The 24,168-nt window shown below is 33.8% G+C and carries 22 protein-coding genes and 2 pseudogenes; 7 read left to right on the top strand and 17 right to left on the bottom strand.

What is annotated here, in order from left to right; translation table 11 throughout:
* Window positions 1-94: 94 nt before the first annotated feature.
* Together EHW89_RS08560 and EHW89_RS08565 are read left to right on the top strand one after the other, a co-directional pair.
* A complete protein-coding gene (locus tag EHW89_RS08560; RefSeq protein ID WP_126467851.1) occupies window positions 95-1,519 on the top strand; it encodes a hypothetical protein in 1,425 nt (474 codons plus the stop codon).
* A 17-nt stretch (window positions 1,520-1,536) separates the two neighbouring features.
* Window positions 1,537-1,752 (top strand): hypothetical protein, encoded by a 216-nt coding sequence (locus tag EHW89_RS08565; protein ID WP_126467853.1) that lies wholly within the window; start codon window positions 1,537-1,539, stop codon window positions 1,750-1,752.
* A gap of 81 nt (window positions 1,753-1,833) precedes the next feature.
* Here EHW89_RS08565 and EHW89_RS08570 read toward each other — a convergent pair.
* Window positions 1,834-2,418 (bottom strand): annotated as a pseudogene (locus EHW89_RS08570) (transposase); the annotation flags it as partial.
* Window positions 2,419-2,727: 309 nt separating this feature from the next.
* Between EHW89_RS08570 and EHW89_RS09555 the strand changes: the two are divergent.
* Window positions 2,728-2,923: pseudogene (locus EHW89_RS09555) on the top strand (IS3 family transposase); the annotation flags it as partial.
* Between the two features lie 247 nt (window positions 2,924-3,170).
* Here EHW89_RS09555 and EHW89_RS08575 read toward each other — a convergent pair.
* Window positions 3,171-5,465 carry an N-6 DNA methylase gene (locus EHW89_RS08575; protein WP_126467855.1) on the bottom strand — a complete coding sequence of 765 codons (2,295 nt, stop codon included), beginning with the start codon at window positions 5,463-5,465 and terminating at the stop codon, window positions 3,171-3,173.
* Between the two features lie 333 nt (window positions 5,466-5,798).
* Between EHW89_RS08575 and EHW89_RS08580 the strand changes: the two genes are divergently transcribed.
* The 4 genes from EHW89_RS08580 to EHW89_RS08595 are packed head-to-tail and all read left to right on the top strand — an operon-like array spanning window position 5,799 to window position 8,031.
* Window positions 5,799-6,713 (top strand): IS1595 family transposase, encoded by a 915-nt coding sequence (locus tag EHW89_RS08580; protein ID WP_126467857.1) that lies wholly within the window; start codon window positions 5,799-5,801, stop codon window positions 6,711-6,713.
* Window positions 6,706-7,143 (top strand): hypothetical protein, encoded by a 438-nt coding sequence (locus tag EHW89_RS08585; RefSeq protein WP_117281700.1) that lies wholly within the window; start codon window positions 6,706-6,708, stop codon window positions 7,141-7,143. The genes EHW89_RS08580 and EHW89_RS08585 overlap by 8 nt, the downstream gene beginning before the upstream one ends.
* Window positions 7,144-7,196: 53 nt before the next feature.
* Window positions 7,197-7,481, top strand: a complete 285-nt coding sequence (locus EHW89_RS08590; RefSeq protein ID WP_126468105.1) for a hypothetical protein — start codon at window positions 7,197-7,199, stop codon at window positions 7,479-7,481.
* The gene (locus tag EHW89_RS08595; protein ID WP_126467859.1) at window positions 7,474-8,031 is read left to right on the top strand and encodes a DUF6036 family nucleotidyltransferase; all 558 of its coding nucleotides are present in this window, start codon (window positions 7,474-7,476) and stop codon (window positions 8,029-8,031) included. The genes EHW89_RS08590 and EHW89_RS08595 overlap by 8 nt, the downstream gene beginning before the upstream one ends.
* Before the next feature lie 113 nt (window positions 8,032-8,144).
* On the opposite strand, the gene EHW89_RS08605 is transcribed toward EHW89_RS08595, so the two are convergent.
* The 15 genes from EHW89_RS08605 to cpsA all read right to left on the bottom strand — a co-directional run bounded on the left by EHW89_RS08605 (window position 8,145) and on the right by cpsA (window position 24,105).
* Window positions 8,145-8,981 (bottom strand): LicD family protein, encoded by an 837-nt coding sequence (locus tag EHW89_RS08605; RefSeq protein ID WP_126467861.1) that lies wholly within the window; start codon window positions 8,979-8,981, stop codon window positions 8,145-8,147.
* 19 nt (window positions 8,982-9,000) lie between these two features.
* Entirely contained in the window at window positions 9,001-9,840 is an 840-nt protein-coding gene (locus EHW89_RS08610) for a glycosyltransferase (RefSeq protein ID WP_080749318.1), read from the bottom strand.
* Window positions 9,841-9,846: 6 nt separating this feature from the next.
* Window positions 9,847-11,319: a flippase gene (locus tag EHW89_RS08615; RefSeq protein ID WP_126467863.1), complete on the bottom strand. Its 1,473-nt coding sequence runs from the start codon at window positions 11,317-11,319 to the stop codon at window positions 9,847-9,849.
* Entirely contained in the window at window positions 11,303-12,607 is a 1,305-nt protein-coding gene (locus EHW89_RS08620) for a hypothetical protein (RefSeq protein WP_126467865.1), read from the bottom strand. The genes EHW89_RS08615 and EHW89_RS08620 overlap by 17 nt, the downstream gene beginning before the upstream one ends.
* Window positions 12,608-12,617: 10 nt before the next feature.
* Entirely contained in the window at window positions 12,618-13,754 is a 1,137-nt protein-coding gene (locus tag EHW89_RS08625) for a glycosyltransferase family protein (protein ID WP_126467867.1), read from the bottom strand.
* Window positions 13,755-13,786: 32 nt separating this feature from the next.
* Window positions 13,787-14,884: a non-hydrolyzing UDP-N-acetylglucosamine 2-epimerase gene (gene wecB / locus EHW89_RS08630; protein ID WP_037598444.1), complete on the bottom strand. Its 1,098-nt coding sequence runs from the start codon at window positions 14,882-14,884 to the stop codon at window positions 13,787-13,789.
* A 64-nt stretch (window positions 14,885-14,948) separates the two neighbouring features.
* On the bottom strand, window positions 14,949-15,944 hold the full coding sequence (locus EHW89_RS08635; RefSeq protein WP_049492305.1) for a Stealth CR1 domain-containing protein: 996 nt from the start codon (window positions 15,942-15,944) through the stop codon (window positions 14,949-14,951).
* 18 nt (window positions 15,945-15,962) lie between these two features.
* The gene (locus EHW89_RS08640) at window positions 15,963-16,640 is read right to left on the bottom strand and encodes an acyltransferase (protein WP_037598440.1); all 678 of its coding nucleotides are present in this window, start codon (window positions 16,638-16,640) and stop codon (window positions 15,963-15,965) included.
* Window positions 16,641-16,776: 136 nt separating this feature from the next.
* Window positions 16,777-17,895, bottom strand: coding sequence for a glycosyltransferase (locus EHW89_RS08645; protein ID WP_037598439.1), 1,119 nt, complete (start codon window positions 17,893-17,895; stop codon window positions 16,777-16,779).
* A 1-nt stretch (window position 17,896) separates the two neighbouring features.
* Window positions 17,897-19,075, bottom strand: coding sequence for a beta 1-4 rhamnosyltransferase Cps2T (gene cps2T, locus EHW89_RS08650; RefSeq protein WP_126467869.1), 1,179 nt, complete (start codon window positions 19,073-19,075; stop codon window positions 17,897-17,899).
* 36 nt (window positions 19,076-19,111) lie between these two features.
* On the bottom strand, window positions 19,112-20,485 hold the full coding sequence (locus EHW89_RS08655) for a sugar transferase (protein WP_126467871.1): 1,374 nt from the start codon (window positions 20,483-20,485) through the stop codon (window positions 19,112-19,114).
* Window positions 20,486-20,507: 22 nt separating this feature from the next.
* Window positions 20,508-21,203, bottom strand: a complete 696-nt coding sequence (locus EHW89_RS08660) for a tyrosine-protein kinase (protein ID WP_003026604.1) — start codon at window positions 21,201-21,203, stop codon at window positions 20,508-20,510.
* 12 nt (window positions 21,204-21,215) lie between these two features.
* Window positions 21,216-21,911 (bottom strand): CspC family polysaccharide chain length determinant protein, encoded by a 696-nt coding sequence (locus EHW89_RS08665; protein WP_126467872.1) that lies wholly within the window; start codon window positions 21,909-21,911, stop codon window positions 21,216-21,218.
* An 8-nt stretch (window positions 21,912-21,919) separates the two neighbouring features.
* Window positions 21,920-22,651: a capsular polysaccharide biosynthesis protein Cps4B gene (gene cps4B / locus EHW89_RS08670; RefSeq protein ID WP_126467874.1), complete on the bottom strand. Its 732-nt coding sequence runs from the start codon at window positions 22,649-22,651 to the stop codon at window positions 21,920-21,922.
* Between the two features lie 2 nt (window positions 22,652-22,653).
* The gene (gene cpsA, locus EHW89_RS08675) at window positions 22,654-24,105 is read right to left on the bottom strand and encodes an LCP family glycopolymer transferase CpsA (RefSeq protein ID WP_126467876.1); all 1,452 of its coding nucleotides are present in this window, start codon (window positions 24,103-24,105) and stop codon (window positions 22,654-22,656) included.
* Window positions 24,106-24,168: the final 63 nt, after the last annotated feature.

A 24,168-nucleotide genomic window follows, 5' to 3' on the forward strand; every position in this document is an offset into this window, starting at 1 on the left:
TATAATTTTTACATATAACTTACAAGAAACACAAAAAACAAATTGAAACACATGATATAATAAATTATATTATAAATTTAAAGGAAATATTACTATGTCTAAAATGAAAAAAACTACACTTATTATTGGTGGAGTCAGTTTGGCATTTTTAATGTCAGCAACTCCTGCATTGGCAATCACAACTCCGAACTCTTCCCAGCTATTACAACATAAACAGAACAATATAAATAAAGATATCACTATCAAAGTTTGGAAAACAGAAGATGAAGTTAAGTCTGGAAAGCCTTTATTTACTTATAGAACAACATTCAAAGGACAATTAGGGCAAAATTATATCTCTGAAATTTTAAAAAATATGAAAGATGATATCCTATCAAAAAAATTGTTACGCTCTTATGGATATAGTGCAGAAACTAAAGATTTTCACTTTTTTCTTGCTGACCTAGGTGGTTTAAATATTGGTGATAATGAGCGTACCCCTTATAAAATTGAAATAAAAACAAATAAGGACGGTACAAAATATCAAGAAGTGAGTTATACCACCCCTACAACATCCCCTCACTATTATTATACTGATAAAACAGGGAAAGAAGTAAGCGGCAAAACAATAGTCTCTCCAGATGATGCTATTTATGATACCTATCTTAATAAAAAACCTGTTCTCTTAACCAAGGATAGCAATCTTGTGGAACCAACTTCAGTTCTAAAAGAAAATCAACAAAAAACTTTCAATCTTAAACGCGGGAAAGACTTCTCAATCTATTTAGGGTATGGAAAAGATGTTCAAATAGACTGGGAGCAAGTTCGAAAACAGCTACCAGAAGGCTTAACAGTAAAAGTTACGAAAAATGGTGGTGGTTCACAAATAACCGGTTCTCCTAAAAAAATAGGAAACTACACTGTTCCAATTACTCTAAGATTACCTAAAAAAAATAAAGTTACCGAAAATACTACTGTCAAACTCGTTTTCAATATTCAAGGAAAAAAGAATAGTTGGGAACAGGATGCTAAAGGTGATTGGTTCTACTACAAAGCAGATGGCACTCTAGCGAAAAACCAATGGATTAACAATACCTATTGGGTTGGGCAAGATGGTAAAATGGCGAGAAACGCTTGGGTAGACAATAACAAATACTACGTAGGGGCTGATGGTAAATGGGTGAAAGACGCTCATAAACCTGGCTGGCATAAAGATGCCAAAGGGGATTGGTTCTACTACAAAGCAGATGGCACTCTAGCGAAAAACCAATGGATTGACAATACCTATTGGGTTGGGCAAGATGGTAAAATGGCGAGAAACGCTTGGGTAGACAATAACAAATACTACGTAGGGGCTGATGGTAAATGGGTGAAAGACGCTCATAAACCTGGCTGGCATAAAGATGCCAAAGGGGATTGGTTCTACTACAAAGCAGATGGCACTCTAGCGAAAAACCAATGGATTGACAATACCTATTGGGTCGGGCAAGATGGTAAAATGGCGAGAAACGCTTGGGTTGACAACGAAAATACTATGTAGGGGCTGATGGTAAATGGGTGAAAGACGCTCATAAACCTGGCTGGCATAAAGATGCCAAAGGGGATTGGTTCTACTACAAAGCAGACGGCACTCCAGCGAAAAACCAATGGATTGACAATACCTATTGGGTCGGGCAAGATGGTAAAATGGCGAGAAATTCTTGGGTTGACAATGGTAGATACTATGTAGGAGCTGACGGTAAATGGGTTCCTAATTATTCTAAAAAGTCTTAATTGAATCATAAATTCGCTTTAAATCATAACCCCAAATCGTTAGCTTTAGGCTCTTTATCAACTGTGGTGGGTGAGGAAAAGCTAACATCGAGAAAGGACCATATTGGTCTTTTCTTTTTTAATGTTTAGCATGATGAAAACAGGCTTCTTAAAGTTTAAAAAATTTCTAAAGCCGAACCCCTAACACTTGATATCTTTAATAAGCTTGTTTGTAACTTCAAGTTTGGAGTTCAAATAATCTGATTCTAGTGCGCTTGTGATGTATTGTTTATGCTTAAGAAAAGTTTTAAAAACAATCTGAAAATAAGAATTGATGACAGCTAAGTTGTTATGGATTAGCTCAAAAAACTCAGCCACCCTCTTCTCTTAAAAGTGAAAAAGCAAAAATTGATAGAGATTATAGTAATTGGTGATCTCGTTTGAGAATCCTAGTGTTTTCTTAATAAATTCGTATGGCGACAAGGTTTGACGGGAAGTCCCTGAATAGAAGGTATTGTGTGATAGTTTTCGACTGTCCTTTTGAAAGAGTCGCTAGTAATTCTTTAGAGATCGATAAGGCAATGATTTTTTGTCATACTGATTCATGATGGCAATGCATGTCTTCAAGAATGTCCGACCTAGATGCTGGATAATCCAGTTTTTCTTGAATCTCAATGTGAGTATTTTTTTCAAAAACGAATGAAATAGTCATATTAGAGTCTTTAATTCCGATTAATTTTGTGGTATTCTTAATAAGTTTCACGAGCAGCTTTCTAGCGTATTGTGTGGTGCTTTCATTATAATTCTTATGAGACTTTTTATGTGCACTCAAAAAGCTCTATAATCTCTACAGTGGATCTAACCACTATAGAGATTATAGAGCTTAAATATACTTCTTAGCATCACTAAATTTACTTGTTTGACTTACTATTATCACCTGATAACAATCACATTTGGAAGATAAGAATCAAAAAATTAAAACGCACATTCATTGGTAAGCGAAAATGCTCTTCTTACCAAGGTGAGATTGGAAAGAAAGCTGATAATCCAATTGAAAGCTTCAAGCTCCTACGAGCAATATTATACAGATGTCACTGAGTTCTCCACTTCAGCAAGTCATCAAAAGTTATATTTCTCACCAATCTTGGATAGCTTTAACAGTGAAATTCTTGCCTATCATCTGTATACCTCAGAGTAACCAAAATTGGCAATCCCACAGACAGTTTTATCATAATTTTCTTAGGTAAAAGGGCATTCATTTATCCATGATTTGAAAGGAGGATAGCACCTCATCTCCTCAGTTATTTTTAATTTTAATATATAAATGTGAATAAATAAAGGGAACTATATACCAGTTTACACCAACCACAAGATATAGTATTTTTGAAAATACGAAAAAAGGCGATTGTCCAAGCGGAAATCGTCTTTTTTATTGGGTATCATAACTTTAATGTATTCAATTCATCTTTCAGTGAATTATATAATTCAAATTTTGAGTTCACGTCAGTAACAATCCTTTCTTGCTCGCATATTGGTAAGTCTGGAATTTGAACCTTTTTGAACTCATCCTTTGAAAGACTTTGGCGGATTGTACCATAGGCACGTTCTGCTATATCTTCTAAAACTTCAGGATTATGTTTTATTTGTAAATAAACATATTCAGCTAAATATTTCCCTGTATATTCTTCTTTCAATCTAAATACTGGATAAGCACTTGATACAGCAACAGGACTTTCAGATTTACATAAACCAAAGGAGCGAATATTCGCTCTAGCTGGGTTGAAACTAATGTCATTCTTTCTAACGACACTGTAATCAGAGTTGTCTTCTGAGGTAACAGAAATGAAGTTTTCTCCCCATAACTCTTCTCCAAGAGGCATTCCCCAAAATTCAGAATTTGTAATACTTGCTGTTGGGAATCTGTCACTATTCTTCTCTCTTATTCTCTCCATAATAGTTTCAATTCTAATAAATCCATCTCTAAGTTCATCATGATATTGAGAAAGTAGCAAACTATTATTTGAGTTAGTTAAAATGTCATTTCTATCTACATAGAATAAGTTTCGATGTTCTAGTATTTCATGGTAGTTTGTTTTTAGCATCTGCTCATGAAGTGCAATAAATTCATCTAAATCATTGATTCCGACCAGTGGTCGGCGACGTTTCGTTAGAGTAAAACCGTCGTTTTTAACTTTGAAAAAGAAAACTTTTTCAGTCGGAACGTTTACCTCGCTTCCAAATACTAAAATACTAGTTTTAGCTTCGGTATATGGTTCAAAGACTTTAGATGGTAACGAAATAAGCCCCAGCAACTGTCCTGATTTTACAATTTTTTCACGCAAATCCTTCATAGACCTATCATTAAGAACTGCATCTGGAACAATAATACTTGCTCTTGATTTTGAATTACTTTTCTTTAATGATTTCAGTATATGTAAAATAGATACAGAATTTCCCTTTTTAATATATGGTTTATATAATTGAGCCTGTTCTTCATTAACATCCATATTAAAAGGTATATTAGATATCACAACACTGTATTTATCAGAAACTGGGTTAGAAAAGCTATCTTGTTGCTTAATATTACTATGTCCATCACCAGATAAAATCATGTTCATTTTAGCAATACGAGAAGTATCAGAAATCTCACTTCCCCAAATAGTCTTTTCTCTCAAGCTACTTAAATTATATTCGTCTAATAATCCTTTATCATTTAGCTCAGATAATATTTTTTCAAACGCAACAATCAACATACCCCCTGTACCACAAAACGGGTCATAAATTTTATCGCCAAAAGTTGGTTTAACAATATCATTCAAAAATTTCACAATGTGTCTAGGTGTAAAATACTCTCCTAAATCATTATTCGTTTGATTATATTTTTGAATAAAATATTCAAAAGCATCTCCTTTAATATCTGTATCTATTTTTTTGAGGTCAAGAGTATCAAGTTTGTTTACAATCTCTTTTAATTTTATAGGATTTTTAATCCTTAAAGGGGTAAACAGAGGTTGAGCTTCAGAACTATCAAAAAGTACATTAAGACCGGGAATTACAGTAGCATTAATGTATTGGAGCATAACATCACTATCCATTCCTCTATATGTTTCCCAAAGGTATGGTTTAGATATGTTATAGTGACGCTCATTATTTAATTCACTCACCAATTTCAAGAACAGGAGATTGGAAAATTCAGCAAATCTAGCAATGCCAGCATTTACCCCAGCTTCTCTTAACTTATCGTTAGCTACTTTGAATACATTGATGAGGTCGGATTTTGATTTTATTTCGGCTGTTTCATTTAGAGTTAATTTGTTTCCTTTAAACTTTATCAAATCCTCTAAAGAAACAAGTTCTGTAAGTTCTATTCCATCTACAAATAAGTTTTCTCCAGAAGGTACGTAGTAAGTTATAAAACGATTAGCATTATATAAGAATAGGAACTTTGCTTTCAATGCCGTAGCATATAACATGCCTTGTTTTTTGGCTTGTTCTAAATCTTTATATTCTGGTCGTTTTGTCTCAATAATTGCAATAGGTTCGGCTACTTTATCTGATTCATACAATATAAAATCAGGAAATTTCACTGAACCACTAGTCTTCAAGTTGTTGATTTCATCTCTAGAACGTGGTTGTTGCCTATATACTTGTCTATCTTTTTGACCAACTTCTAGTTTCCAATTAAGTTTTCGTAATTGTTGTTCTAAAAGGTTTTCAACTTCTCTCTCAAGCATTGAAGACCTCCTTACCAACACAAAAAACTTCTTCACACAAACGTGAAAAAGTCTTCAAAAGGGGTTGACAAAAAGGCTGAGTAGCTACATAATCAGCTTGATTTGATTTGATTTGATTTGATTTGATTTGATTTGATTTGATTTGATTTGATTTGATTTGATTTGATTTGATTTGATTTGATTTCTGTCATATTTTTCTCCTTGTTCATATAACAATACTATTATATCACAAAATACTAGTTTTGAAAAGAATTATATCTATTTTTACACCATTTTATTGACTTTTATGTTTTAAATGATATAATGGATTTAGAATATAAAAGGAGCAGAGAGATGTTAAGTGAGTTTAGGTCATTGTACGATTTGATGAATGCTTTCCCAAGTGATTATCATTGTGAACAACATTTAGAAAAAATTCGCTGGAATGGCTATGTATTCAGTCCTTTTGATGAAACATCTAAGGTTTATAAATGCAAGAATGGTAAATATAGGTGCAAGAATACTGGTAAATATTTTAGCGTTAAAACTGGTACGATGTTCGATAACACTAAGGTTTCTCTTCAAAAATGGTTTATCGCTATTTGGATGGTGACTTCTCACAAAAAAGGTATTTCCTCCCTTCAACTTTCAAAAGACATTCACGTTACTCAGAAAACTGCTTGGTTTATGTTAGAGCGTATTCGTAGATGCTTTGGCTCAGAAAATAACAATGAGTTGGACGGAACTGTCGAAGTAGATGAAACCTACATCGGTGGCAAAAATAAGAATCGTCATAACTCTAAAAAGGTCAAAAATGCACAAGGTCGTTCTCTAAAAGATAAAACTCCAGTTGTCGGTATGGTTGCACGAGAAGGAAAATTAAATGCCCATAAGGTAAGTGATACAGGTATAAAAACTCTGACAGAACAAGTCGTTAAATTTGTTAAAGATACCGCTCAACTTTACACTGATGAATGGTTAGGTTATAATAAAGTTGCGAAGATGTATGACCACGCTTTTGTAAACCATGGTGCTCATGAGTATGCCATTGATGATATTTATACAAACACGATTGAAGGTTTCTGGGCAGGACTTAAACGAGGGGTATTAGGAATTTACCATTCATGGTCTAAGAAACATTTGCAGGACTACGTGGATGAATTTGTATTCCGCTATAATACTCGTAGTATGGCGGATAATGACCGCTTCAATCTTCTACTAGCATCTTCAGGAGTTCGTACAACATACAAGGAGCTAATCCATGGATAAACTACATGCAGAAATGGAGCGAACAGTTTCAAAAACGATTGACAATAAGTTAGTAGATTACCAAATTTCTCTTTCTGATAATTTTTACAAGAAATATCTCAGTTATTATAATTGCCCTTATACTCAGGCAGTTGTTAAATCGCATCGGAAATTTTTCCAAGATTTATCGTATTATGCAATTTACCAAAAGCTCGACGATATTACAAAAATCAGCATACAGAATCGACTTTCCGAACTAGATACTCTAGTAGATATTTCAGATAACAAAGAGGAGTTTAACACTTTCTTTTATAAAAAATTTCGTTTTAAACTTCCCGATATTCCTTTTGAGGAGGAAAAACTAGAACTTTCTGATTTTGATTTGAAACTACAACAGGCTTTGAATTATAATCCTAAAGAAGATAAACAGTTAAGAAAGAGAAAAAGTTAGACTTTTAAATATAAACGACAATAACATGAACTAAATCTTACAGGAGGAAGATGATGGATTGGTACGATTATATGATAAATGCATCCAAGCAATCACGTTTCAATGCAAGTCATTGGTTTCGTTATTTGCGAAAAGTCATTTTTGAAGACCATTCTTATTTAACAAATGAGGATGTTGAGAAATTACTAGTCTCCAAAGAATTAACTGATTTTCAAAAGGTTAGCTTAAAGTATGCCATTCAAGAGCACACACCAACTCATGAATATGTGATTTCGTTAGATAAGCCAGCTAAATTAGCTAATGTTCAAAAAATGATGGAGAAATACAAACATGGATAAAATGAAACCTGTCTTTGAAGCTTTGAATAAGGAATTGGTTCAGGCAAATCTTACTTTGACCATTATCTGTGTTGGTGGCTATGTCTTGGAATATCATGGTTTGCGTGCAACGCAAGATGTAGATGCTTTTTATGAAGAAAGTCAAAAAATCAATGAAATTATCGCTCGTGTCGGACAAGAGTTTAATCTTAACACTCACGAAGAGCTATGGCTCAACAATAATGTGGCAAATATGAACAAACAGCCACCGTTAAGTTTATGTGAAACCTTGTACTTGTTTGAGAATCTAACGGTTTTAGCAACCCCGATTGAGTATGTGTTGGGAATGAAGATGGTGAGTACTAGAGAACAGGATTTAAAAGATATTGGTGCGATTATTAAATACAAGCATTTTCGTTCACCATTCAACACCTTTGATGGTTTGAAAAAAATGGGCTTTGATAGTATTGACTTCTCAGTTCTCCTAGAAGGTTTTAGCTATGCTTATGGCATGGATTGGTTAGATAACTTTTTCAAAGAAAATCAAGATAAACTTAGAAAATATTATTGACATCACATTAAAAGACGATTTCCATTTCGGAAGTCGCCTTTTTGTATATTTTCGGAAGCACTCCATATTGTGGTTAGTGTAAACAGGTATATAGTTCCCTAAATAAAAATTAACTATCTCATCTTCTTTAAATTCCACTGTAAATTATAAGAATGATGAGAAACTTGTTTTTCTTTAGGAGGCAATATCATATAATTTCCATATTCTGATTTTAAGATATTATCATAATCTTGAGGAACTTGAAATAGTTCACCATTAAATTCAAGAAAGTGACCTACACCAAATTTATCATATCGAAAAATACATTTTTTAGCATCAGAAGTTCCAGTTTCATAAGTAGCAATATAAAGACTTTTGTCAAAATCATATTGACTATTATGCTCTGTCAATTTTTGAATATAATGCCTACTCCCCCTCATTTTAAAAGGAAGATTTTTCAACCATCTTAACAATCCCTTTAGTTTAGACATCGAAGAAGGGGCTAATTTCAAGCGAGATTTTTTCCAATATCTATAAAGCTTAAAGGCTTCATCATAATGTTGCACTGCAATATGATAATCATCTCCAGCACCATCCATCAAAAAGATATCAACATAAACACCTAACGGAACTGGTTCAATAATATCATAATCTTGAACGAGAAGTGTCCGTGTATCAACAATCTTAGGAAGTGGCACTTGAAACCGTTTATCTGTATCAGCAGATATGAGTTTATAATAGGGGTGTTGTTGTTCATTTAAAATTGCTAATAATTTTTTATAATCTTTCCTAGGCATCATAATATCAATGTCATCATCCCAAGGAATAAACCCCTTGTGTCGTACTGCACCAATTAATGTACCATACGCTAGATAATAACGAATTTGATTCTCATCACACACTTTTTTAATAAACTGTAAGATACCAAATTCTAATTTTTGAACCTTAGTTAATGTAAATTGTTCCTGCATTTGTCTTCCTACTTTTATTTTAATGTAATTTTCTTAAAGTTCTCTTTTGAAAAAATCGTGCAAGAGCCAGCATTAAGCTACTTGACTTTAAATACTTTTTCATAAACAATAATCTACTATGATATAAAATCTCAAGTTGCTTACTTTTTTGACTAATTGATTTATTGATACTAACAGAATGCTCATGCCTATAGTAATCATCCAGAATTAACAATGATTTGTACCCTTTTTCTTTAAATTTAAATCCAAGAGTAGTTTCTTCTCCAAACAAAAACATTTCCTCATCATAACCATCTACTTCTAGAAATTTATCTGTATCATAAAGTAACAAAGCACCTGGAACACAATCAACATACTGCTCAGATTTACTAAAATCCAATACATCATTTGTTGGAAAAAAACGAGCAAGCTTACCTGAATTTAAAATGGCATATTCAAATGAAGTTGGAACTTTCCAAGACAAATCGTGAATTGGCTGATTGTTAATATCGTGTTGAATGGCAGAAATCAAAGCTAACTGAGGTTGTTGCTCCATCGTCCGAACAAATCTTTGAATAAGATCATTAGAAAATACAACATCTGGATTAGATAAAAGAACATATTTAGAATTAAAATGTTCTTTGATATATCTCGTTCCAAAATTATTTCCATAACCATAGCCACCATTTTTATCAGTTTTTATGACTGTAACTTTTTCAGAAACTAAAGACTGTAAATCCGCATAAGAATCGTCTGTCGAGCAATTATCCACTACAACAATATGATTAAATACAGGATAATTTTCGATCTCTGTTACTAATTTTTTCACAATCTTTGCATCATTGTAATTTAAAATCATACATGAACAAGTGTCTATCATCTATTCTCACCTTCTTATAACCATCGCTTTTAAACGCTCTAATGTTTCATTTGCCAACTTTTCTTTGAATAAAAGAAGTGACACTCCATACACTCCCACAAACACGCTGCCATACACTACACACGCAAAGAAAGCTGCCTTGACTAAAATATTATACTTTACCACTAACACTACTCCTGACGTGATAAAGGTAGATAATATTGCAATGAGTAATTCTCTCTTCTCAAAAGTTCGACTGACAATCTCTTTTAATGCTTTTAAATGAACAGATAAAACAGCCAATTCTGCTAATGTCGAGGCAATGGCCGCACCAACTCCTCCCCAAGCAGGAATCATTAAAGAATTTAATCCTAAATTAACAATAACCCCTGCAAGCGCACCAATAACAGTGTATTTCTCTTTCCCAAGAGGGATCAATAATTGCCACGCCGTTACACTGCTTAGTCCTATAAAAATTAATGATGGCATTAAAAACTGTAACATTGGTATCGCAGGAAAATAATCTTTTCCTGCTAACACTAAAATGATTTCTTTCGACAGAATGATAACTAAAAAACACATTGGTATTGCAGAAATGATAATAAATTCAAAAGATTTTCTAATCATATTCTCAAAATGCTCACGTCCCCCATTCTTCAAAGCATATGAAATTTTAGGCAACATGACAGCACCTAAGGCAGTAATTAAACTGACTAAAATATTCTGTATTTTAATAGCTGCCGCATAATAACCAACACTTTCATTCGCCTTAATGAAACCTAGCATAACCTGATCAAGGCTAGTAAAAATAACAGTCGTCGCATTGTATAAAAAGAGTGTTACAATCGGCGCTAAATGAATGAATAACTCATACTTTTGATTTCTTTTAAAGCCCAAATCAACATACTTTGATAATTTCAATGCATTTAAAATATTTGAACCAACTGAAGCAAAAACATTTATTCCTGCATATAAAATATAATCAGATGGCTTATGAACAAACACAAACATTAAAATAATCGAAATGATTTTAAATGAAATATTTCTGATTGTAATGTACTGATACTGCTCAATTGCTTGATAAAACCATTCCACCCCTAGCATATTAAACAGAATTGTTAACGATGTAATAGAAAACAACAACGTTTCACTTGAGAAACGTGGAATAGTTATCACTAAAGCAATAAACACTAAATAAGACAACAAAGTACAGATTGAATTGATAATCAATAATTCTGTGACCACCTTTGACAATCTTGCTCTATCATCCCTAACCTCAGCACATTTGCGAATACCATAAGACGGAATTCCCATTGAAGCAACTAATGAAAAATATCCTACGACTGAACTTGCAAAAGCAATTTTCCCATTTGCAGCACTAAGCAATACTCTAGAAACATACGGAAACGTAATTAAAGGAAAAATGACTCCCGACATTTTGAGAATGATATTCATTAAGAAATTATGTCTTACCGACTTTACTTTAAACTTCTCCCCCATAAGGTCCTTTCATTCCAACTTTGTGTTTTTTATTAGAAAATATACCTGAAACTCTAGCATCTAAAAAACTATAAATCGCTAAATAAACCGGTACATCAAAAATTCTTTGCTTATCAAAAATATTCAACAACAAACATGAGCCAATTAAGTAGATTGTTAAACCAAGAGAATACAACAGATAGTCTTTATTTTCTTGTTTGAAACACTTTATTGTAACTTGAACAGCCTTTATAAATAGAAAAATATGTGTCACTATAGTAAATAGCCCAATCTGCACAAAGGTTCCTAGCATACCTAAGTCATCAAGATAATAAATACTCCACTGATTTCTAGCCATCAAAGTGTTTACCGCATAGCTTCCTTTAAGTAAAAATCCTAAACCAAAATAGGCATTTTTTTGAGCCATAACGGATAAATAATGATCCGCTCCTTGAAATCTAACCGCTGTTGATGCTCCATATTGACCACTAGTTGAGATTTTATCTACAAAGGCTTCTAATAATTGAGAATTAAATATCAACATTCCAAACAGGCATATAAACAAGAGTGTTTTTAACAAAAAACCGCCTTTTGTCTTAGTTTTATAAAAACTGTATATCGCACCGACTGTTAAAACAGAAATAAAAGTCTGAAAGCGAACACGCGTAACAACTAGTAGAAATAAAATCATGAAAGCTAAGAGGCATTTATAAATCAACCCCTTCATTCTGTTATTTAAAGATTGAACTGCAACAAAGACTAAAGTTATCCCATAAAGCATACCGGATTCTATTCTCTGAAAACCATCTCTAATCCATTCTTCATACTGGAATAACAATCTTGAAAAATAAATCTGTCCTCTAAAGTTATACATCACCCAACTAAACATTCTTATGAACAACATAAACAAAACGATCTTTGAAACAAGTGATAAAAATCCCTTTATTGAATTATCAGTATGGAAAATAAATATAATTGGAAAAGCTGCTATAGGCAACAAGTACTCTAGTAAAATACCTTTAACCAGTTGATCCCACGAATAACCATAAGTCATGCGGGAAAAGTACACCATAATAATAATTACTAAAATATAGAGGAAAAAATATTGATTTAAAAACTTGAATTCTCTTTTCAATTCATTATTTTTATCCGATAGTATAGGAATACAAAGTAAAATCGAAACTAGTATGATAATGATTCTTTGAGCAGAGCTCCCAATTATCTCAATAGGAAAAAGCAGAGGGACTCCTACCATAAAGGCTACAAAGATTACAACAATTGCCTTATATAAAGATGATAGTTTGACCATTGATAAATCCCTACCCCTCTATAATATCTTGAACAATTTTATCCAGATTATCTTTCTCAAAGAACTTCAAGCAATTTTTACTCATTTCATCATGGTGTTCGTCAATATACTCAACACATTCTAAAACAGATTCCGGCATCATATCTTTTGCACATTTTCCAATGCCATACTGCTCAAAAGGTCTTAACAGGCCTAAAACATTTGTCCCAACCATCGGAACTCCAAATGCACTATATTCATAAATTTTATTTGGTGCACAATAGAGTGCGTTTATGATTGGATGTAAATTCGAGTGCGTTGGAACATATGGTGTTAAACCAATATGAGCATACTGGATAAACTCTAAATGAGACGGAGCAGTATGATAACCTAAATAAACAATGTTAGGATTTTCATCCAACAACTTATTTAAATAAGTTTCACCAGAGAGACTTTTACCAATTACATATAAGACACAATCCTCACGATTTCGGATTGCTGCTGCAAATTCTCCTATATTTCTCTCAGGAGTGATGACTCCTGAATAGAGAAGAATTTTCCTTGTTTCAGTCTTGATTTTATCCAGCGCTACTTGAGTTGTTTCAGATATTTCTCCACGATTTATCGAATAAGGTTTATTTGGTAAAACAGTTGGAACCTCTTTTAAATCCCACCAAGCCTGTTGGATGTAAGCTCTATCTAAATCTGGTACAATGACTTTATATGCTTTTCTTCCAAATTCATCAATTGGAAAATCGAGAGCTTTGATATTTGTAAAATGTGGAAATCTCTGAATTAGTTCCATCAATTGCATCACATGCTTATACTCAAACAATTGTTCTCCTAATACTTTAATAGCAACATCAGTAGTTGTCCAAAGAATATCTGACGTTTTCATTGATGCTGCAACAGTTTCTCTAATCGTTTTTCGGTTTAAAAAAACTCGAACAATTCTTGATTTCAATCCAGACCCAAGATCATAAGGAACGCAAATATAGTTGAAATCACTATTATTCTGCATAATTACCGGTATTCTGTGTGCCTCAGTCGAACTAATCAAATCAACTTTTACATGGTGATGCAAAAGATTCTCAATAAGACTAATGACTGGCGGATACCCCAAAAAATCTCCTATATGTACGACTGTAATTTTATTATATTTTCCCATTAAACAACCTATTCTATGTCAATGACGTCAATTTATAAATAATCTTCCAAAATTTTAACAATTTTTGCACTAGCGAAACCATCACCATAAGGATTGCTAGCTTTGCTCATCTGATTGTAAAGTTCTTGATTTGTCAATAGTTTAGTGAACTCGTTATAAATTGTTTCTTCTTCTGTCCCAACAAGTTTCAGAGTCCCTGCCTCCACACCTTCGGGACGCTCTGTCGTATCACGCATAACAAGAACTGGTTTACCGAGAGAAGGTGCTTCTTCTTGAACCCCACCAGAATCTGTTAAAATCATATAAGACTGCTTCATAAAATTATGAAAATCAATAACTTCTAAAGGTTCAATTAGTTTAATACGTTTCTCATTACCAAAAACCTTGCGAGCAATTTCGCGAACCTTAGGATTTTTATGGATTGGATAAAGAACTTTCACATCTGTATGTTCTGCTAAAACACGCTTAACGGCCTTGAACATATTTTCCATAGGTTGGCCCAAGTTTTCACGTCTATGAGCAGTTAAAAGAATCAATTTGCTATCATTTACCCAATCCAAAATTGGATTCGTATAAGATTCAGTAATGGTTGTACGTAAGGCATCAATAGCCGTATTGCCAGTAACAAAAATTGTTGATTCTTTCTTACCTTCTTGTAACAGATTTTTCTTAGCTTGATCTGTTGGAGCGAAATTAAAATCTGAAACGATAGAAACAGCCTGTCTATTAAATTCTTCTGGAAACGGACTTTGAAGATTATAAGTTCGCAAACCAGCTTCCACATGCCCAACTTTAATATTTGAATAGAAGGCAGCTAATGAAGTAGCAAATGTTGTTGTCGTATCACCATGAACTAAAACAATATCCGGCTTTTCAATTTCTAAAACAGGTTTAATTTTTTCTAAGATAGCCACTGTTATACTAAAAAGTGTTTGCCTCTCTTTCATGATGTCCAAATCATAATCAGGAACTATATCAAAAACATCCAACACTTGTTGTAACATTTCCCTGTGTTGTCCAGTCACACAAACAAGCGTTTCAATCTTATTACTTTTCTTTAGTTCTTTAACCAACGGACACATTTTGATAGCTTCAGGGCGTGTCCCAAATACCAACATTACTTTTTTCATAGATTAATCCTTTCCTTAAAAGCCATTTCCTTTGATATGAACAATCTTGTAAGTAAAAGTAATTCTACTTTTCAAACATGGATTTATTTGGATATTTTTCTTCGAAAACTTTAATTAGCTCTTCCTTTGTTTTTTTGAAATCTGCGATTAGAGCTCCATCATTTATACAAATCACTTTATGGCTTCTATTCTTTATATCTTTTAAAATTTCTCTATTATCATCTGCCAGATTATAATATGCACCAAAATTTGTTGGCCTTGGAGTAAATTGACCCGTACATAATTGCCAATAACGAACCAGCCAGTGATTAATCTCATCTTCTTTTCTAAATCGATGATTATATGTTTTTAAAAAAGTATCCGATTCTGTGACAGCAACTTTTTTAAATATTGACTTTTTAAAAGATATAGGTATATGTTGATCATAAAAACCCAATATAGGTTTCCATGGTAATATACATATATTTTTTAACAAGTGTTTCCTATAAAATAATCGGAAATATTTCTTATAATATTTTTTCAGAACTGTTCGTGAATCAAAATATTTATTTATAATCAATAAATTATTTAATACAATCGGAGCAATCGTATTAGGATATGGTACAATTGGACTAAAAATGCCACTATCTTTAGGCTGTCCGTTAACAAAAAAATCAGAAGGCAGGACATTTGAATTTAAAAACATATCATCATTGAAACTAACAAAATGCTCAGATAATTCTTCTAGATTATGAACATTCAATTCTATTACATTAGAATTAAATGTAGGTAAATTTTTTGAATTAATATAATCACTATGTTTGACATGGACTAATTTTTTACAATCTAGATTAATCCATTTTGGAACATGACTTTCTGTAATAAAATAGACTTTATTTACCCATGGAGCATGCTTTTCAACAGCACGAAACCAATATTTCATTAGCTCCCAATCACGATAACGCGCGTCAGAGTTCATATCAGCATTCATTCCACATTGCTCAGCATAGTAGTCCTTAACTTTTCTCCAGTTAGAATCATTATTGTCAACCCAAGTAACAACAAAATCTATGTTTTCCATTGTTCTCTCCATTTATAACTACCGTTTCCGAATAATTTTAGCAGGAACACCAGCAATCACGACATTATTCGGAAACTTTTTAGTCACAACTGAATTAGCTGCTACTACACAACCATCCCCTACAGCTGAACCATCTAAAAAAACCGATCCTGCTCCAATCCAGCAATCATTCCCTATTTCTATACCTTGCCAATTTATTCCTTGTTCTCGAATAAAAATATCAGTTCTATCAAAATTATGATTTTCTGCATGAAATCGCACAAAAGGACCCGATATTACATTTTCACCAATACTCAATCCTCCTGCTGCTCCAAAAAGAGTATAATCACCAAAAGAAGAATTTTTCCCTATTTTCATTCCTTTTCCCAAGGTTGATATAGAGCCTGAAGCTCCTATTATAGAGTGATTCCCAATTTTTACATTATCCCCTAATATGACTCCTTTACTTGACAAAGCATCTATTGCTACATAATCACCAATATTGACATTATGACCTAAAATTAATTGCTTTTTACATCGAATTGTTGTCTTTTTCCCAATAAATAATCTTTTATTTATATTAAAGCTTTTAAAGCTTCCACGAATTAATCCTAAAAAATAGTATATACCTCTGTTTATAATGTATAATAATGGAATTGATTGATCAACCTTTACTTCTTTTCCTGTTATAATTTTTATTATTTTATCTACACTCATATATTTTAACTATTTAAAAACCTTATAATTAGTATGATAATACCATCTCCATAAAAATAACTTTTTTTATTTTTTTCTAACAAACACAATTCTAGATATCATCGAAACAAACTCTAAAATAGAGAATTTTCAGAGTTTACTTCCTTAATAATCTTTTATATCCAATCAAAGTTTGTTTAGCTGCATTCTCCCAAGTATATTTGCTTAAAATTTTTTCTTGTAACTTTTTATTACGAGGCGAGGAAAAAGCATTATCAACAGCACTACGAATGCTATAGAGATCATCCGGTTCACAATAAAAAGCATCATCACCAAAATACTCTGTTGTTGTTCCTCTACTGCTAATAGCTAAATTGCATCCCATTGCTGCAGATTCAAGATTTACTAAACCCGGTGTATCAAGCCAACTAGGCAGGGTATTAACTTTACATATTTTATAGAGTTCATAAAGCTTATCATTGTCAATTTGGGGAAAATAATGCACTTTAGGATTTGAATCTAAATATTTTTGTATCTCAGCAAAATAGTTTTTATGGTTATCTGATACAGCTCCAACCAGAATTACTGTATAATTTGAATCGTGGAGAGCTTTAAGAAGATTCAATTGATTTTTACGTGGTTCAATTCGTCCCACAGAAATGACCGCATCTTTAAATTTTGAAAATTCATTAGCGTCTGAATTATTCAGATATTTCAAGGCATTATCTTTATCTATACCATTCGGAACAACAACATAAGCATCTGAATGAATCTTAAATGTTTCAAATAATTTCTGTATCTCCATCTCAGAATTTGGCAAAAATAAATCAGTGTTCTCAACAACATAGCGTTGCATTTTAGTATATCCAACAGTAACTAAATTTTTAGTTACTCTTCCCCTTGATTCTTTTGATTTAATCATACGAGCAAGCGCTTTAACTCTCTCAATGTTATCAATGGATAGGAGATTACTAATTAGCTTTCTAGCGCCAATCTGTGCTTGTTTTTCAAAGTCTTCCATTGGCCAAAAAATAGTTGAAAGAGCAACTTTTTTACCTTGTTTTTTGGCATTTTGCATTTGAACATAGGTTTCCTGGATACGAGTAACATTCGTTAAGTGTACTAAATCATAGGCGGATAGGTCTGGTTCTAATTCCAAACTAATATCCACTTCAACTCCAAGTTTTTCAAGCTGTTCCTTGGTCTTCTCGATCTGAACTGTATCTCCACCACGCATTGTAAAGAAATTTTTTCTGCTCTGGATTAAAACTTTCAAACTATTCCTCTATTCTAAACTCTTCCTCATAATCTGCCACAATTTTCTGCCATGTAAAAGCTGCAGCAATTCGCTCACTAGATTTCTTATCCAATTCAGAAATAGCTTTTTCATCCAATAGTTCTATTTCTTCAATAATCTGAGCCAACTGTTCTTTATCCCAATAAATCGCTCCATCTGCTCCTACTTCACGATTGAACCCAACATCTAACAAAAGATTTAACTTAGTGGAAGAAAGAGCTTCGAGTAGTGATGGATTAGTGCCACCTACTTCATGACCATGGAGATAAGCAAAGGCGTGTTCGCGAATATATTTGAGTAATTCTTGATCATAAACGGTTCCGACAAACTTGATACGCGAATCTTTATCAAAACCCGTCTCTTGACGCAACTTCTCATAAAACTTATTCTGCTCAACATTGGTAATCAAAACAAGATCTTTTTTGGAGTGAGACCTCATGAAACCACGAATCATGGCTTCATAATTATTTTCAGGGACAAAACGTCCAACTACAAGATAATATTCATTCTCTCGAACATTTTTTTTATCATACCAAGAACGCACTTTTTCATCTAAAGACGTTAATTGCGATTTGGTTATATCCGTTCCATACGCAATATAAGTTGTCTTGGGTTGATAACGATTATAGTCTTTGTGAATATATTTTTCAATATTTTTACTATCACAAATTAATAGATCTGCATGTTTCACCATCAATCGCTCAGAGTATTTCCAATATTTACGAACAGGCAAGCTCCACTTAGCTCGTAGCCATTCGTGCCCGTCCGGATTAACCATCAGAGTTCCTCCAAGAGCTTTGATTTTTCTTTTTATACTTGAAATAAACGGACCAATTCGGCAGGCTAAAATGTAAAATACTGGTGCTTCGTCCTTATTTTTCTTTGCTATTTCAATTGCCTTGTTGAGGGCAGCAATATCATAAGCGATTGCACGAGCCGGTCCAATATTCGGAACATCAATGTTAAAGCATGTGGCACCATTATGTTCAAAAACATCCTCTGTGATTCCAGACTTAGCTGAGTTTTCACGCATACAAGCGACATAATATTGAATGTCTTTATCCTTTTGAAACTCTGTTAATTTCTCTACAAAAGTTTCAAATCCACCATATTTAGCTGGTATTCCTTTAGAACCGATAATATAAACTGTTTTTATCATTTTTCTTTCATCAAAAATAGAGAAGAGGAAGTAAGACTACTTCGCTCCGTCTTTCATTAGTACAACTTTAATTGTTTTGAGTAAGATTTTAATATCTGACCAAATGGTCCAACCATCAATATAAGCGACATCCAGTTTGACGACTTCGTTAAAATCCGTAATGCTACTACGACCGCTGATTTGCCATAAGCCAGTGATTCCTGGTTTAAAGCTCAATCGCCGCTTTTGCTCTGGTGTGTATTGCTCATATTCATCTTTAGTTGGTGGTCGTGTTCCGACAAGACTCATATCGCCTTTAAGGACATTATAAAACTGCGGTAGTTCATCTAGACTGGTTTTCCGAATGAATTTTCCAATAGGTGTAATACGTGGGTCATCATCCATTTTGAACATCCCACCACTCATGGTATTATGTGCCATCAGCTCTTTTTTGCGCTCCTCGGCATCTACGTACATAGAGCGAAATTTGTAAAATTTAAAAATCCGACCGTTTTTTCCAACACGTTCTTGAACAAAAATTGCTGGTCCGCCATCTTTACGAATCATTGGAACTAGGAAAAGCGCTGCAATTCCACATATAAGAAGTCCAAAGAGAGAACCAATGACATCCAAAACTCTTTTAGCAATGACGTGGCTATAATTGTAGAAATTTGTTGAAAAAGTGACCACGCTAAAGCCAGCAATTTCTTGAAGCTTCTTCTCACCAATTTGAAAATCCAAGGCGTTAATATTCACATTAACAGTGATTCCCATATTCTCAAACTGAATAACCAAATTTTCAATGGAATAGTCATCACTCGGCAAGCTAATAAAAACTTCATCTACAACAGAGCGAGTTGCAAATTCGATGAGACGTTCTTTTGGTATCGTTTGGATTGTCGGATGTTGGTAACACGAGTTATCAAATACTGAAATAGCTACTATACATTCATTAAATGTGCGCGCTTCGGTCAATTGCTTTAAAATTCTGTCTAGACGATTGGAAACCGTAATAATGAGGACTTTTTTACTGCTTTTTAATCTTGGATGTACTCGTGCATAATATTGCTTGATTGATAGATTAATGCAATAAACACCCAAAGCATTCAACAAGATAAAAAAGATGAGATTGCCACGGGATAATGAAAAGTTGCCTCCCAGCATAAAAGAAGAGAATGTGATAATGACTGCATAAAAAGCACTGTATTTCAGTGTCTCGGTAAATTCAATTAAATAGCCACGTTGAAAAAAATGATAGTTATAATTGCTAATATAAAAAGCAACAATATGTAGCAACATTAACATCACAATATCTTTATTAGTTAGACTAAAGTTTGAAATTAAATTTATGATCATAATCACAACAAAAACTGTAATTAGTTGAATAAAAGCAATTCCTGTTTTTTGCAACTCATTTCTATTTTCAAACATCCCTACTCCTAAATGCTAATCTCTACTTTTTCTTTCCGTAATTTCCGTAATTGCCATAATTTCCGTAGGAGCCATATTTTTCTAACTGTGTATCATATTTATTTAGAATAACTCCCAAAAATGGTGTTCCGGTTTGCTCTAATTGTTCTTTTGCCTTTTGCAATGTTTTCCGTTTTACATTTCCTGACTCGACGACTAAAACGCTAGCATCACATTTTTGAGCAATGATAGCCGCATCAATGACCAGTCCAATCGGTGGTGTATCAACAACGATATAATCATAATGGTTTCTGAGAATATCAATCATGATACCAAAGTTTTTACTTTGCAATAAAGCTGTTGGATTGGGTGAGACTTGTCCAGCTTCAATCACAAATAGATTGTCAATATTTGTTTCGCATAAACCGTTTGACAAATCTGTCGCACCAGCTAGATAATCTGTCAGACCTGTGATTTTATCACGCGTTTTAAAAATCCCTGACATGACAGAGTTACGAATATCTGCGTCAATTAGTAAAGTATTATATCCTGAACGTGCAAAAGCAATGGCTAGATTTGTAGAAGTCGTTGACTTCCCTTCTCCGGACTGAACAGAAGTGACAGCAATGACCTTAATATTATCCCCACTAAGCTGAATATTAGTTCTTAAGGCATTGTAGTATTCTTCTGTTTTCTTTATCGTTTTTTCTTTATTTTTAGCTAATTCTAAACTCGGCATTATTTTCCCCTCTTATAGTTTATTCATATTTGGCACAACTCCAAGAAGAGTAATTCCCAGCGCTTCTTCCACATCTTCTGGCTTTTTCACTCGGTCATCTAACACTTCAACGACAAGAATCACAACTGAGACGAAAACTCCACCAGCAAGAAAACCAATCAAAGTATTGCGTCTAATGTTTGGTGAAGACGGAGCATTTGGAATTTCTGCTTCTTCTAACGTTGTTACATCTGCTACTTTTGTAACAGCTATAATTTTTTCAGCCGCAACTTGACGAAGACTATTGGCAATACGAGCAGCTTCTTTGGCATCCCCATCTGAAACAGCTATTGAGACAATACGTGTATCGGTCGGAACAGTAACTGTGATCTTTTTAGCTAGTGCACTTGGCTGCATATTTAATTTCAAGTCAGAAATCACTTTAGCTAATACATCTTGCGATAAAATAATTTCCTTATAGTCTTTTACCAAGTAGGACCCAGCTTGCAAATCTTGGTTTGTCAATGTGGAATTATCACCGGGTTGCCGATTTACTACATAAATCCTTGTAGAACTAGTGTAGGTAGGCTTTATAATAAAGGCACTATAGCCTAAAGCAACAATAGCCATTGCAAAAGCGGTCACAACGATGAGAAATTTTCGTCTCCACAGGGTCTTAACTAATGATAGAACATCAATTTCCACCGTCTGATTATCTTGATTTTTCATTTCTTCTCCTAAATTAATTCGTCTTTTAATAATATTTCTTGATTTTCGCGAAATAGTGCATCAGCATATGCTTTGCCATACTTTTTAGAGATAATTTGGTAGGCTTCCTGCATATAAGGAGGACGTGGACCTAAATTGTGCATATCACTCGCCACAAAGTGCACTAAATCCTGCTCCATAAAGAATTGTGCCCGCTTCTTCATGAATTTATACTTTTCACCAAATAACTTCGGTTTGAGGACGCTAGAGCTGTTGATTTGCATATAACAACCCATGTTAATCAAATCCTGCACTTTTTTCGTTTCATTCTCCAAGCAATGATAACGCTCAATATGAGCTACAACTGGTGTAATTCCTAAACGGAGCACATTGTTTAAAGCGCTGTGGATTTCCCTATATGGTGTCATCATACTAAATTCAATTAAAGCATAACTCGTTCCGCCTAAAGTTGGGATGATTTTCTTATCGAGTTTTTCTAAAATATCGCTGGTATAATAAATTTCAGCCCCATACAAAATAGTGAGATCATCTGCTACTTCTTTAGCGATTTGCTGAACTTCATGAAAGTTTGCTGCGATTTTTTCTTCAGGTGTTTCAAACATCCCTTTTCTACGATGAGATGTTGAAACAATCGTTCGAACTCCTTGACGGTAACTCTCTGTCAAAAGCTCTCGTGTGTCCTGACGTGTCTTGGGGCCGTCATCCACATCAAACACAATGTGCGAATGAATATCAATCAATCTTATTTCCCTTCCATCACTTTCTGAATTGCCGTTTTAGCTGCATTCAAGCTATCTTGATTTAACTCCATCATGTAAAGATTGGCATCTGGCATGGCATAAGACGGAAGTCCCGTACGACCTTCACCTGTAACTGCCTGAGAAGTCACGGTATAACTACCACCAGACTCCAGTTGCGTGTTGATTAGGCTCATCATGGTTTCAAGACTCATATTGGTTTGAACTGAATCTTGTAGTCCTGAAATAATAGCATTGTAATTCTTCAAAGCGCTTGTTGAAGTCAATTTTTTAATAATAGCCGCAATGACCTTTTCTTGGTTTTTACCACGGTCATTATCGCCACCACTCAATGAATAGCGTTCTCGCACAAAGCCTAGAGCCTGCTCAGAATTTAGATGAACATCTCCTACACCAAAATGATAATTACCGTGTAAGCTTGTGAACTCTTGATCATTATACACGTCAATACCACCTAGCAAATCCACGAGTTTAAGGAAAGAAGTGAAATTGAGACGAACATAATAATTCGTTTTGATGCCGTAGAGATTTTCCAACGTGTGAATGGACGCCTCCACGCCATAAATACCAGCATGCGTTAATTTATCATTTTGATTGTTACCACCATCAGCAATCGGCACATAGGCATCACGCGGTGTTGTTGTCAACAACACTTTTTTCGTCTTGCGATTCACCGTCATAATGATATTCACATCCGAGCGAGAAACAGATGAAACGGGACCATAGGTATCAATGCCACTAACATAGATATTAAAGACATCGTTATTAGTAGCTGGTGACTGAGCGTTTTCAATCTTTTTACTAATCTTGTAAGTATAGATTTTCTTAATTTTTGAAGCGTAATCTGGATATTCATTTTCGATCACACTCTCAAAGACACTATTTAACACCATTGCCTTCACTTCGCCATTCATCAAAGACTTATAAGCTGTCAGATAAGAAGATGACTGGTCAACCGTCAGGTTCACTTTTTTAGTTTGCGCTAGGTTATCTGTCAATATCTTGATATTATTTGCATCATTTGCCGTTGGTGCTAGAACGTTTTTGACTTGGCTAATATCTTTGATATCGCTATTTTTCGGTACCACTACGCTCATTTCATATTCAGAATAGTTGGATGTTGCATTTAAGCCGTTAGACAAATCCAGCACTTCTTTAATGGCATACATCGCACCTGAACTAACTAAAATAGCCAAAATGAGAATAATCATTGTTGTGACACGCCCTTTATTTTTAAAAATTAAAAAGCCAGTCACTAGTGCTACGGCTACTAGCAAGATTGATAGTAAAACATTCAAGTACCGAAATGCTAGAATGTTATAGCGGAACATTGAAAAAATCAACAAGGTTGCTAATAATGCAAAGATGACTAGAAAAGCAATATTTAAGATCCGATTGCTTTTCTTCTTAGAAGAGCGCGATCTTTTTTGGGCCATTTGAAACTCCTATGCAAAAATATCCATTTTATTATTCCTATTATAGCATAAAATAACTAAATG

Origin of the sequence: Streptococcus periodonticum (genome assembly GCF_003963555.1) — a bacterium.
GTDB lineage: Bacteria > Bacillota > Bacilli > Lactobacillales > Streptococcaceae > Streptococcus > Streptococcus anginosus.